Source organism: Spirosoma litoris (genome assembly GCF_054776755.1).
In genome coordinates this window covers 58,586-71,297 of record NZ_BAAHBI010000010.1, presented here as the reverse complement: position 1 = coordinate 71,297, position 12,712 = coordinate 58,586, and the positions used below count along the sequence as shown (strand labels likewise).

Annotated in this window: 12 protein-coding genes; 7 read left to right on the top strand and 5 right to left on the bottom strand. The window is 46.4% G+C overall.

Translation table 11 applies throughout. The annotated features are described in order from the left end of the window. Positions 1-128: 128 nt before the first annotated feature. The 4 genes from lepA (at position 129) to ACYVGR_RS06575 (ending at position 2,928) form a co-directional block, all read left to right on the top strand. The gene (lepA, locus tag ACYVGR_RS06590; protein WP_460954796.1) at positions 129-1,916 is read left to right on the top strand and encodes a translation elongation factor 4; all 1,788 of its coding nucleotides are present in this window, start codon (positions 129-131) and stop codon (positions 1,914-1,916) included. Positions 1,917-2,042: 126 nt separating this feature from the next. Beyond that, on the top strand, positions 2,043-2,348 hold the full coding sequence (locus tag ACYVGR_RS06585; RefSeq protein ID WP_460954794.1) for a hypothetical protein: 306 nt from the start codon (positions 2,043-2,045) through the stop codon (positions 2,346-2,348). 6 nt (positions 2,349-2,354) lie between these two features. Further along, the gene (locus tag ACYVGR_RS06580; protein WP_460954792.1) at positions 2,355-2,726 is read left to right on the top strand and encodes a hypothetical protein; all 372 of its coding nucleotides are present in this window, start codon (positions 2,355-2,357) and stop codon (positions 2,724-2,726) included. Next, entirely contained in the window at positions 2,719-2,928 is a 210-nt protein-coding gene (locus ACYVGR_RS06575) for a hypothetical protein (protein WP_460954790.1), read from the top strand. Before ACYVGR_RS06580 ends, ACYVGR_RS06575 begins: the two co-directional genes overlap by 8 nt. Before the next feature lie 29 nt (positions 2,929-2,957). Here ACYVGR_RS06575 and ACYVGR_RS06570 read toward each other — a convergent pair whose 3' ends face one another. Further along, positions 2,958-3,539, bottom strand: a complete 582-nt coding sequence (locus ACYVGR_RS06570) for a hypothetical protein (RefSeq protein WP_460954788.1) — start codon at positions 3,537-3,539, stop codon at positions 2,958-2,960. Between the two features lie 218 nt (positions 3,540-3,757). Between ACYVGR_RS06570 and ACYVGR_RS06565 the strand changes: the two genes are divergently transcribed. Then, positions 3,758-4,684 carry a sterol desaturase family protein gene (locus ACYVGR_RS06565; protein ID WP_460954786.1) on the top strand — a complete coding sequence of 309 codons (927 nt, stop codon included), beginning with the start codon at positions 3,758-3,760 and terminating at the stop codon, positions 4,682-4,684. Positions 4,685-4,692: 8 nt separating this feature from the next. Here ACYVGR_RS06565 and ACYVGR_RS06560 read toward each other — a convergent pair whose 3' ends face one another. The 3 genes from ACYVGR_RS06560 to ACYVGR_RS06550 form a co-directional block, all read right to left on the bottom strand. Continuing rightward, the gene (locus ACYVGR_RS06560) at positions 4,693-6,456 is read right to left on the bottom strand and encodes an ABC transporter ATP-binding protein (protein ID WP_460954784.1); all 1,764 of its coding nucleotides are present in this window, start codon (positions 6,454-6,456) and stop codon (positions 4,693-4,695) included. Next, the gene (locus ACYVGR_RS06555) at positions 6,440-8,182 is read right to left on the bottom strand and encodes an ABC transporter ATP-binding protein (RefSeq protein ID WP_460954782.1); all 1,743 of its coding nucleotides are present in this window, start codon (positions 8,180-8,182) and stop codon (positions 6,440-6,442) included. Before ACYVGR_RS06555 ends, ACYVGR_RS06560 begins: the two co-directional genes overlap by 17 nt. Positions 8,183-8,348: 166 nt before the next feature. After that, a complete protein-coding gene (locus ACYVGR_RS06550) occupies positions 8,349-10,301 on the bottom strand; it encodes an SPFH domain-containing protein (RefSeq protein ID WP_460954780.1) in 1,953 nt (650 codons plus the stop codon). A 279-nt stretch (positions 10,302-10,580) separates the two neighbouring features. On the opposite strand from ACYVGR_RS06550, the gene ACYVGR_RS06545 reads away from it, so the two are divergent. Both ACYVGR_RS06545 and ACYVGR_RS06540 read left to right on the top strand, forming a co-directional pair. Further along, positions 10,581-10,805 (top strand): DUF4160 domain-containing protein, encoded by a 225-nt coding sequence (locus ACYVGR_RS06545; RefSeq protein ID WP_460954778.1) that lies wholly within the window; start codon positions 10,581-10,583, stop codon positions 10,803-10,805. Beyond that, entirely contained in the window at positions 10,802-11,167 is a 366-nt protein-coding gene (locus ACYVGR_RS06540; RefSeq protein ID WP_460954776.1) for a hypothetical protein, read from the top strand. Before ACYVGR_RS06545 ends, ACYVGR_RS06540 begins: the two co-directional genes overlap by 4 nt. A 1-nt stretch (position 11,168) precedes the next feature. Here ACYVGR_RS06540 and ACYVGR_RS06535 read toward each other — a convergent pair whose 3' ends face one another. After that, complete coding sequence (locus tag ACYVGR_RS06535; protein ID WP_460954774.1) at positions 11,169-12,605, bottom strand: BamA/TamA family outer membrane protein; 1,437 nt, start codon at positions 12,603-12,605, stop codon at positions 11,169-11,171. Between the last annotated feature and the right edge of the window lie 107 nt (positions 12,606-12,712).

Below are 12,712 nucleotides of genomic sequence, written 5' to 3'. Positions count from 1 at the left end.
AGTGTAATTGAACACGCCGGCTCCCCGATGAGTCCGGCGTTTGTTTTTTATGCTTAAATTTGCCATTTATAAATAGTACGAATCTGTTCAACTCGTACATCGTAAATCGTACATCGTAATTCACCTGCGTGAAACATATCCGTAATTTTTGCATTATTGCGCACATCGACCACGGTAAAAGCACCCTGGCCGACCGATTATTAGAATTTACCAAGACCGTAGGTGCCCGCGATATGCAGGCCCAATTGCTCGACGACATGGACCTGGAGCGTGAACGTGGCATTACGATCAAGAGCCACGCCATCCAGATGGAGTACATGCACAAGGGTGAGCTATACACCCTAAACCTGATTGATACCCCAGGGCACGTTGACTTTTCCTATGAGGTTTCGAGATCCATTGCAGCCTGTGAAGGCGCTTTGCTTTTGGTCGATGCGTCGCAGGGAACCGAAGCCCAGACGATTTCCAATCTGTATCTGGCCCTGAACAACGATCTGGTTATTATTCCCGTCCTGAACAAGATCGACCTGCCAGGTGCTATGCCCGAAGAGATTAAGGACGAGATGGTGGACCTATTGGGTTGCGATCGGGATGATATTATTCCGGCATCGGGTAAAGAAGGTATAGGCGTTCCTGAAATTCTGGCCGCCATTGTTGAACGGATTCCAGCTCCCCAAGGCGAACCCGCAGGACCATTGCAAGCCTTAATTTTCGATTCTCACTTCAATTCCTATCGGGGTATCGAGGTTATCTTCCGGGTCAAGAACGGCCGTATTCGCAAAGGCGATAAGGTAAAGTTCATGAACACTGGCAAAGAATATTTTGCGGATGAAGTCGGAACGCTCGGTCTGGTACAGGTTCCGAAAGATGTAATCGAGTGTGGCGACGTAGGCTATCTGATTTCGGGCATTAAGGTAGCCAAAGAAGTAAAAGTTGGCGATACAGTTACGACGATCGAAAACCCCGCCAGTTCGGCCATCCAGGGTTTCTCGGAAGTGAAACCAATGGTATTTGCTGGTATCTATCCAGTAGAAACCAGCGAATTCGAAGACCTTCGCGACGCGATGGAGAAACTCCAGCTCAATGATGCAGCCCTCGTATGGGAACCTGAAACATCGGCGGCTTTGGGCTTTGGTTTCCGTTGCGGCTTCCTTGGTATGCTCCATATGGAAATTGTACAGGAACGCCTGGAACGCGAATTTGATATGACCGTTATCACCACGGTTCCATCGGTACGTTTCGAAGTTGTGACAACCAAAGGGCAGGAGCTTCAGGTATCTGCTCCCGCTGATATGCCCGAACCAAACCTGATCGACTATATTGAGGAGCCCTTTATCCGGGCGCAGATCATCACAAAAGCGGAGTATGTTGGTGGGATTATGAGCCTCTGCATGGACAAGCGGAGTATCCTTAAAAATCAGGTCTACTTAACGGCCGAGCGCGTTGAGCTTCAGTTCGAAATGCCACTAGCCGAAGTCGTCTTCGACTTTTTTGATAAACTCAAGACGATCTCGCGCGGCTATGCCTCACTCGATTATGAGTTTATGGACAACCGCGAATCGGACATGGTGAAGCTCGACGTGATGCTCAACGGCGATAAGGTCGATGCGCTCTCCGCCATCGTTCACCGCTCGAAGTCGTACGAATGGGGCAAGAAACTGTGTGAAAAGCTCAAGGAATTAATCCCTCGACAACAATTTGAAATTGCGATTCAGGCGGCTATCGGTCAGAAAATCATTGCCCGAGAAACCCTGAGCGCCCTGCGCAAAGACGTCTTGGCGAAGTGTTATGGTGGCGATATTTCCCGTAAGCGTAAATTGCTCGACAAGCAGAAAAAAGGGAAGAAACGCATGCGACAAGTTGGTAATGTCGAAATCCCGCAGGAAGCTTTTATGGCGGTATTGAAGATCAATTAACCAGAAGGCCAGCTCGGAAACGGGCTGGCCTTTTTTATAAGTCAATATTCCCAACCTTAGGATAGCTCACTAGGTTCAAATTCGAATACAGACGAAACAAATAAACCACAACACAAAATTCGTTACATGCGTATATCTTTGGGCATGAAACGTAAAAGCCATAATCAACAGCTTAAAGTTGATAAACAGGCCAGTCAGTATGATAAGATTTTCAAGGAGAATATTGAGGCTGTTATTCCCAGTCTGATTGCTAATCTCCTCCATATACAAGTGGTTGAATCCACGGAATTACCAGACGATATCCAGCACACGAAGGAGCGTAAACCGGATGTATTGAAGAAGGTTACCGATTCAAACGACGATACATTCATTTTGCAACTTGAGATTCAGGTAGCAGATGAGCCTGACATGATATATCGTATGGCAGACTAGTACATTATGCTCCGGCGAAAATACAAGCTGCCCGTTCGGCAATATGTTCTTTTTATTGGACCAGAGCGCCCGAAAATGCGTATACAATTCGATGAAGAACGGATGCGATTTGAATTTCTGCTCATCATATTTGCTCAACTTGATTATCAACTATTTCTCACGTCAAAGAAGCCTGAAGAAGTAGTGTTAGCTATTTTGGCAGACTTTAAACAAGAAAATCCAGAAACGGTAGTTCGTCAGGTTATCGACCGGATTGATGAAACAGCACAAGGCGATTTTGCGTTAAAGCGGTATTTTCAGCAATTGAGAATATTAGCCCAATTGCGTAATCGCTCCGGCGCCCCGGTTACAGACACAAATCGACAAGACGATGGATAGTATTGCCCAATATTTCAACGAAGAGAAAGACGTTCTGTTTATCAGAGGACAACGCAAGGCCAAAGAAGCTGGGGAACGTAAAATAGTCAGTAATTTATTAAAGAAAGCTACTCTAAGCCCTGAGCAAATTGCAGATGTAGTTGAAGTACCCATAGCTTTCGTTTTAGAAGTTCAAGCTAGTCTATCAGGAAGAAAGCAGTAAGATGCTTCCTGCCAATAACCTTTGGGCCACTATTTCGCCGAAGCTGTTGCCGTCCCACTTAGTGGCCCCATCTTGATTTTCAGGCCAAAATCCTTGCCTTTCGAGACATCCTTTAAGCTAACTGTGTATCCCTGACTCCCAGACCAGACAGTACCACCATCGCCAGGCTTAGGTGTTCCAAATCTGGCTGTAAAATAAGCGCTAAGATCTTTCTGAAAATCCGTTACAGACTGCTGACTATTTAAAAATAAATCTACATCAATAGCAGACACTTTGCTATCGGTCTGATAATAAAGCATATCCGCCGACTCAAGATTTTTCAGTTCAATCGTGTAGCCGATATGATCAGCGTCGCTTTCAAATGGCTCTCCCTTTTCAAGTCCTTTTACTTTAGAAAACTCATCACCGAGGTTAATGCCCCGCCAATCCGTATCTGCCGTCAACCCCAAGTCGGCCAAACGCCCTGTGATTTCTACCTCCGTAGTCGATCCGGAAGTCGCTGCGATTGCGGTTGAATCCGTGCCTTGTGTATCTGCCTGCTTTCGCGTGTTGCAGGCACTAAGCATAAATATTGACAGGTAAAAGACTGTTGCCAGATAGCGAATTTTCATGGGTATGAAGTTGGTTCTGCAAAAGTAATGCATTACCCCCATTTACGATTGCTCGCTATGAATGAGGCTACGGAGCAAAATCCCGCTTATTAACCATAAAACAGGACTTTGCCAATTTAATCCTGTACAAATCCAAACAATCACATTCAAAGATAAACTGAACTAAAAAAAATGGCGTTGAACAGAAACCTCACACGCATTGCGAATCGACTATTCTTATGCCTTTTTCTCTGTTCGGTGCTAGCAAAATTCCCCTCAACGACGTACACACTATCGAAAAAAGCATCCCCAATATAATTCTGTGGGCTGTTCCGGTGATGTTGTTTTTTACGGCTATCGAAATGGTCGTTACGTATTATCAGGAACGGGAATTTTACGAGAAAAAAGAAACAATTGGGTCCATTCTGGTCGGTTTGGGCAATTTGGTCGTTACGGCAGCGCTCAAATTGGGGTTACTTTACCTGTGTATCTGGATTTATAATCTGATTCCCTGGCGCATGGAATTGCAGTGGTGGACTCTATTGCCATGCTACATCATCTATGACTTTTTTAGCTACTGGGCTCATCGTGTTTCGCACGAACAGCGCTTCTGGTGGGCTACTCACGTTGTTCATCACTCGGGTGAATTTTACAACCTCACCGTCTCGTACCGCCTAAGCTGGATACAACACCTCAAAATCATATTCTTTCTACCTGTGGCCTTCATGGGTTTTCACCCGATCATCTTCTTTGTAACCAACCAGATTGCCGTATTATTCCAGTTTTGGGTTCATACGGAGTATATCCGAAAAATGCCTGCCTGGGTCGAGTATATCTTTGCTACACCCTCCAATCACCGGGTCCATCACGGTTCGCAAGAGCAGTATATCGATAAAAATTTTGGGGCGACATTTATTTTCTGGGATCGTATTTTTGGCACCTTCGAACCTGAAGACGAGCCTGTTATTTACGGTATCACAACGAATATCCCGAATAAAGCAAATCCAATTTTTATCAATTTCCACGAACTCACCGATATGGTTGAGGATGTCAGGAAGGCAAAGGGAATCCGCAAAAAACTGTTTTATATTTTCGGAAGCCCAATAAAAATTGCGGAAGAGAAAAAGCGACAGGAGGCTCGCGAACCAGCCGAAGTTCCTGCCTGATTCGAAAATTAACTCGTCCGCTTATCATGCAGCAGCATATCAACCGCATCATTAAGTGAACCGGCCCGGGTAACCTGCCCTGAGTTGATAAAAAATATTTCATCGGCGCTTTCAATGGTATTCAGGCGGTGCGCAATGATAATTCGGGTGGTAGATTCAGGCAGGTTTTGTAAGATTTCTTCCAGCAGTTGCTCGGTAACCGTATCGATGTTGGCCGTAGCTTCGTCCAGAATAAGCAGCTCTGGATTGCGTAAAACAGCACGCATAAAGGCAATAAGCTGCTTTTGGCCTAAACTTATGCCATCGGCACTCGTCTGAACTTTGGTATCCAGACCATCATCAAAACGCTCCAGCAAACCCTCCAGATTGGCCTCATGAATTACCTCGGCCAATTGCTCGTTCGTATGGCCCTGAAACTGCTCGTTACCATATAAAATATTTTCTCGAACGGTACCCGTAAACAAAAAAGGCTCCTGCAAAATAAACCCAATTTTACGAGTACGTTCTTGGGGACTATAAGCACGAATGTCTTTGCCATCCAGTAACACGGTTCCACTAGTTGGATCATATAAACGGGCAATCAACGAAGCCGTCGTTGTTTTACCCCCTCCTGTTGGCCCAACCAACGCATAGGTTTTGCCACGCTCCAGATCAAAGTTGATGTTGTGCAACACCTCTTGCCCATTCGGATAACTAAAAGACACATGCTGAAACGATAGCAATGCAGTAGTCGGCATCGTTAGTGGCTGCTCAACCGTTGTCAGGTTAGTTTGCAAGGCAAGCATATGTGAAATACGATCCCAACCCGCCAGAGCTACCTGAAAATTTGTCCACAAGGCAGCCAGTTGCCGTAGTGGATTGTAAAAGTTATTGACGTACGACAGAAAGCTAATCAGCAATCCAATGGTAAATCGATTCGTTGCAATCAGATAAATACCGAATGTCAGTACAATCAGTTGCCCAAAGTTGGCAACCATGCCAATAACCGGTGCCATAATATTATTAGCTAAACCAGCTCCAATGGCTGCTTTATAGCTCTGTTGATTAGCCTCATCAAACCGTCTCCGAAAATAATCCCGGCGGTTAAAGGCAATAATGACCTTGAAATTGTTGAGGCTCTCCTGAATTTCGGCACTCAGATTACCTACGCTTTTGAGGTTACTGGCATTCTTCCGTTTCACCCAGGCGGAGGTCAATGCGGTAAACGCCCACATCAAAAGAGCTGGCGACAAAGCAGCCGCCCCAAGCGGAAGATCAATAGACAATAGAAATATGCCCGCGCCGAACATAATAAAAATACTACCCACAAACTGCATCAGTGACTGCGAGAAAAACTGATTGAGTTTGTCGGTGTCATTGTTGATCCGGGAAATCAAATCCCCCGCTTTGTTCTGGTTAAAGAACGCAACCGGCAGTTCCTGCAATTTATTGAACACGGCATTTCGTAGTCGGAACAGTGTACGCTGCCCTACTTCGCCCATCATGCGGGTTTGCAGATAGTTGGTCCCGAACGCAACAACATAAAGACAAATCAGAATACCGGCATTTCGTAAAACGCCCTCGTACTGTTTGGTCTGAATATATTTGTCGATGGTACGACCGATCAGCATTGGCCCAACAAGGGTTAAGCCCGAATTGACCAGAATCGCAACAAACGCCAGGATCAGCGTTGGGCGTTCATCTTCAATAAGAGTCAATAATTTTCGGAGGGCTTTGTAAGTGGCATTCTTCTCTTCTTTCTGCCCGGTCGCCTGATTAAGATCGTAGTTCATACTGGCTGGTGCTGCGTTGCGACTGATAAATCTGAACGTATTCGGGGCTAGTAGCCATCAACTCAGTGTGAGTTCCTTTGGCAATAATTTCACCTTCCATAAGCAGAATAATCTGCTCATACTCTTCAACGGGTGCAATCTTCTGTGTTACCGATAGTAAGGTCAACGCCGGGTAGTTTTGTTGAACGCCCGCCAAAATCTTCTGCTCGGTATTAGAGTCAACTCGCGCGGTGAAATCGTCCAGTAACAAGACTTTCGGATTTAAGGCCAATGCGCGAGCCAGCATAATTCGTTGCTTCTGCCCGCCCGACAAACTAGCTCCCCGTTCCGAAACAAGACTTTGGAGCTTATCGGGCAACGACTCAACAAAGTCTCGTAGTTCTGCCGTATCAATGGCTTTTTTTAAGGATTCATCGGTCACCGTTTCACTAAAGGCTATGTTTTCGCGAAGGCTCAGATTGAACATGATGCTGTCCTGAAACACAAACCCAACCTGCTGGTGAAAATTCTCTTCGTCATACGAATCAATGGGTAGTCCGTCGTATTCGATGGCTCCAGAAGTGGGTTTCAGCAAGCCTGTCAGCAAAAACAAGAGCTGGCTTTTTCCGGCTGCCGTTGGCCCTACAATAGCGGTTCGCGTACCTGCTTTTACCGAAAAAGAAACGTCTTTCAAGGCCGGTTTGTCGCCATAGTACATCGACACATTTTTAAGCTCAATGTTGCCCTTAAGGGTTGCTTCTACTGTGCCTGTCTGCATCGTCTCGGGCGCCTGCAAGACAGCATTGACGCGCTCATACGAAGCCGACGACTGCGCAATCACGTTGCTCATAAATCCAATCACAATGATCGGAAAAACCAGCAGAGCGAGATAGCTGTTGAAGGCCGCGAAATCGCCCAGCGACATACTGCCTGTGATAACAAAATGCCCACCCAATACCAGAATTGTTAAACCCGCCATGTTAGCCGTGAAACTAATTACCGGAATCAGCGCAGCAAACAGACGCAGAATAGCAATACCTAAATCCTTTGCATCGGTATTGGCGGCCAGAAATTTGTCGTATTCGAGCTGCTGCGAGTTAATGACCCGAATCAACGCCGACCCCAGAATACTTTCGTTGATAACCTTGTTGAGCCAGTCAATTACTTCCCGACTCCGCATAAATAACACCCGCACTTTTTTCAGCAACAGGTAAAATGTAATGCCAATAATCGGCACAATGGTCAATACAGCTAGCGCCAGTTTCCAATTTATATTGATAAGCAGGATACTTGCCCCAATGATAATGCAAAGCGAAGAAACAATGGAAACAATAGCCTGTGAGACAAACATCTTGACCGAGTCGATATCCGATGTCAGGTTTGTCAATAATTTCGACGGGTTCGTCTGCTGAATATAAATAAAGCTCTGGCGTGATATTTTGTCGGCTAACTGTGTCCGTAAATCTCGGGCTACACGCTCAGACGCATAGGTTTGAACGATGCTTTGCAGATACGTGAAGACAAAAATGAACAGCGTTGCCGACAGGAACTCGATAACCAGCGTGCGCAACTCAAATTTTCCTGCCGAATAAGCATCGATACCGTGCGAGATAAGCATCGGTAAGATGAGGTTCACTCCATTGCTGATCAACGCAAAAAGGATCAGCAACAGAATCATTCTGGAATAAGGTTTCAGCAGGCTCAACAAAGAAGAGGAAGGCTTTTTAGGAGCTTCTTTTTGTGGCATAGCTTTGTCCCAAAGATGATGCTTTGGACTTGGGTGAAGGTTAGCCCAAAGGTAGGGAAATTATAAGTAGCGCGGCTGGAAAGCCGCGAAGCTGAAGATTAAATTGTAGATACTCTTCCTCCTACACAATTTAGCCTTCGGCTTCGCGGCTTTCCAGCCGCGCTACTTATTTCGCCCCCTCAACAGGCTTCGTTACATCCACAATTTTAGTAGTTTGACCCGTTTTTCGTTCTTCAATTTGCTCCAGTAGTTTCAGTCCCATAAGTCCATTCATTGACCCCTCGGTACCATTACTGGCTCCATTGATAACAATGTCGGGAATGACGCGGATATGCCCCTTGCCAATCTCTTCGGTGATTTTGAAACGCGTAAAATTTTCGTCACCCATAGCCCGAACCTGCAACTCGTAGGCTTCGGCAGTCGAACGACCAATGGCCAGAATTTTCTCAGCTTCGGCATTACCGGTTTTAGCAATCCGTTCAGCTTCGGCATCGGCCGTTAGTTTTGTGGCTTCAGCATCAGCGGCTGCCTGCCGACGACGGGCTTCCGCATTAGCCTCGGCTCTGATTTTCGTAGCTTCCGATTCGGCACCAACCTGTAATTTCAGGCTTCGAGCCTCCCCTTCCGATTTTTTCACGGCCGCATCAGCTGTACGCTGGGCAATTTCAACGCTTTGCTGCGCTTTCACAACCTCCCGTTGAATATCAGCAAGAGCCGTTTCGCGTTCCATACCCTGGCGTTTTTCCTGCGCCATCCGTTGGGTTTCATAGGTTTTTTCTTCCTCCTGCGCAATCTTCCGGTCGGTCAAGGTTTTCATCAGACTATCAGGAGGAACGATGTCGCCAATGAGCGTATCGACGGCGTTTACATTATAGACTTCCAATACGGCCCGAATGTGTTCACGAGCCGCTTCCTGCCGTTCTTTCCGGGTACTTAAGAAGGCAATTACATCCGAGTCTTGCGCCGAGTTCCGGAAATAGTTACCAATGGTTGGCTCAAGCACCTGCGAAACCAGGTTAGTCATGCTCCCAAAACGGGCAATCACTTTGGGAGCTTCGGCCGATGGAATGTGAATAATCTGCGCTACGTCGAGGTTGAACGGGAAACCATCTTTCGAACGAACGGTAATGGTCGACAGGTTTCGGTCCAACGCGTGGGCTTCTGTTCGCGCATTCGCCCAGTTTAGCACAAGGTTGGTGGTCGGTACGCCTTCAACCTTCATCGTAAAGGTATTGATTGGATATTTGCCAGGCCCCAGTGGCTCCATCCAGACACCCCGGAACCCCCGTCGAACAATGTTCCCGTGCTTGAACGACTCGCCCGTCAGGTCTTCGCCGTCTTCACCTATGTACGAAATCACAACCCCAACGTGCCCAATCGGCACTTCGGTCATCGGTATCTCTTCGATCTGAATGGCCCAGGGGTTTATGTAGTACGAGCCCGCTAGCACAACCTGCGGCTGAAGTCCGCGGTTACCGCCATTTTGCAGGAAGTAATCGACGTTCTGGAAGTTGTTATGCCCTTCTACATTCCGACCCGCAATTTGTCCCGGCAGTAAGGGCGCTCCATCCAGCGTTGTAATAATACCAACCATGTTCTCTTTGATTACGGTCATGTCGGCAATCGTTACCGTGAACGCATAGGGGTTGATCCGGTAGGTACCCGGTGTGAGGATAGCTGTTTGTCGGCCCTTTTGCCCTCCACTGTTCAGGAAGCGCTCGGTATCCTGAAAATTATCGGAGTCGACACGACGAGCCAAGATATTACCCGTTGGCAGTTCGACGCCATCGTTAGATAGCACAAGCCCAATTTTACCTTCTGGCACAACCGTAAACGGTTGCATCGTGATGCCATATTGCCAGGGCCACATCCACCAGTAAAGTCCAGGAGCCAGGGTTTGCGCCTGATAACCGGCCTCCCCTTTCGTTGCAATGATACGACCATCGGGTAATCCTCGATCAGTACCGACAAGTACATATTTTTTGGTTACGAGACCAATCCGATCTTCGGGAACAATGACCATCCCGAACAGAAAGCGCAGGACTAATTTATAAAGCACTACGGCCATTAAGAGCAGGGCTACCCAGCCCCACGTCGATACAAGGGATAAAAATTCCATGAATGAACTGGTGTTAAACGATTAAGAAACTAAAAAGTAAGCGAAAGAAAGTCGGAGTCGAATGACTCAGTTAGTAAGCGGGGAATCAGAATGATACGTCTACATTGGCGTAGCGATTAGTTGGTCAGATGACGCGTCAAATGTAGAAGCAACTTAATCTCAACGTAGCAGAATTAGTATGATTGGTTACAGAAAGGTAAAATTGTGCAGGAGATTTGATGAGCGGATAGTCGTTTTCTCCGCCTTTGTTCTGATTAATAATTTTATCAATTTTGGCTTATGTTCAGTTCGTTCGATGGTATTCGAATTTATATCTACCCACGCGACCATAACCCACCTCATTTCCATGCGTACTATGCAGAATACGAAGCCTTAATTAACATCCGAACACTGGAAATCATGGCCGGTGATTTACCAGGAAAACAGTTAAAGCGAGTTCGTAGATGGGCTGAACAAATTCAGAATGAACTATTAGATGAGTTTATTAGATTACAACGGATATGAGTCAACTACCACGTATCACTGAAATTATCAAGGTCGAACCGTTCAAAATAACCTGCCGCTGGTCAACTGGCGAAGTACGAGTTATTGACTTTGAGCTACTTTTTCAGGAATGGAATTTGGCAAAAAATAGGACTGAGTATGCGTTATTGACCTATGACAATTTCAAATATGCCTCTGTAAGTGAGCAAAAGACATTGCAGTGGGTAAACATTTTAATAAGCCATAAGTACTGGGATGAATCGGGGAAGTCGAGCGAACAAAAAAGCCCGTTAGCCTATGACGCCGACGAACTGTACAGACGAAGTCAGCCTTTGGAATTCTATCGTTTAGTACCTATTACCGATACCAAACAAGCGGCTTAACCTACAACTCCTGCGCCAGATTGAAGAAAAATCCGGTCTTACCTTGCGCATTAATTGTTCCGCTGAAGCGGAGCACCAGATTATAAAAACTCACCACATCGAGGCTCAATCCTGTGCCAGCCAGGGGTTTGTTCGCTAACAGGCTCTGGTATTGCTCAGCAACTGTGCTATGTACATAACCCGCATCCGCAAAGACGGTCAGATAGGCCGCAACGGGTACTGTATTGAACTGCCGGACATGCAACCAGTTCAGTTGTTTTCGAACATTAAACAGCTGATAACGAAGGCTATTTCGCCAAATAAAAGTTCGTTGTCCATCTACCACATATAGCTCATAGCCACGCACCATATCGCTCGAACTACCCAGTCCGCGTAGACTAAAATAAGGCTGTCGTGTAGGCCAGGTCGAGCGCCCACGCAAGCTCCCCGCATAGTAGAAATGCTTACCTAATGACCAATACCGGGTGGCGGCTGCTGAGATATCCAGAAAATGGAAATTGTCGCTTGGCAAAATACCCGAAACGCCTATCCCTCCCGAAATCAACGTACCCTGAAGCGGATAAATCACGTTATCACGACGGTCGTATCGATAACTGTAGGTCAACGCCATAAACTGCAGGTTTGTCCGGCTGTCCAAAAAATAATCCGGATTCAGTCGGACAATAGTATCGGCGACAGAGTAACGCGTATAGCGGGTATCTAATGTATGGTAATGGTACAACCCCCTGCGGTGCGTCAGGGTTAGCGCTGCGTAGGCACGCTCGCGGAGCGTTTCTTCTGACTTTACATAAACCCACTTATCAAATTGCGTGCGATACGGGATTTCTTTATTGGTCATATAGCCCACATCGACACGCAAACCTATTTTCTGCGCCCGATCGATGTACGGTTTAGAATACGACAATACTGTTCGCTGTAAAAAACCCCGCTCAAAGGCTATCTGAAGCTTGTCATTATTGCCCGTTATGTTACGATAACTCAAATGCCCTCCGTAAATAACTCGGCTAAAGTCGTGGCCCCGATCATACCACCATTCGTTAAAATTTCGGTCGGCCAGATCAAAAACCGGATAGGCAACGAAATACCATCGTTCCTTCATGGTTACGGTCAGATCGAGCTGGGCCAGTCGGGTGGAATCTGGGGATGGTATCAGTTGAGTGCTAATATCAACCGTTACAAAGAGCGTGGTATTGTTGATATTGCGTTGATCCCAGGCAATACGGCCGGGCAAATCGGCCAGCCGAACTGAATCGCCAACACGCAAGGTCATTTCACGGAGAATAATGCGATCACGCGTGCGGTAATTCCCTTTAAGGGTTACAGAACGTATACTAATTTTCTGAGTCGAATCAATCGGGAAAACTGCAAAAGCCTCTAGAGAACTCAACAGAAACACCGTTAGCACCAGAATAACGGTTGGCCACGTTTTCGGAATCATTCTCAAAAGTACGTCTTTTCAAAAAAATAAGACAAGAATATCTCCATATCCTGCAAATCAGTACGTATTATTGTTGACTACTCAGTAGGAACCTATGATGACTGTTT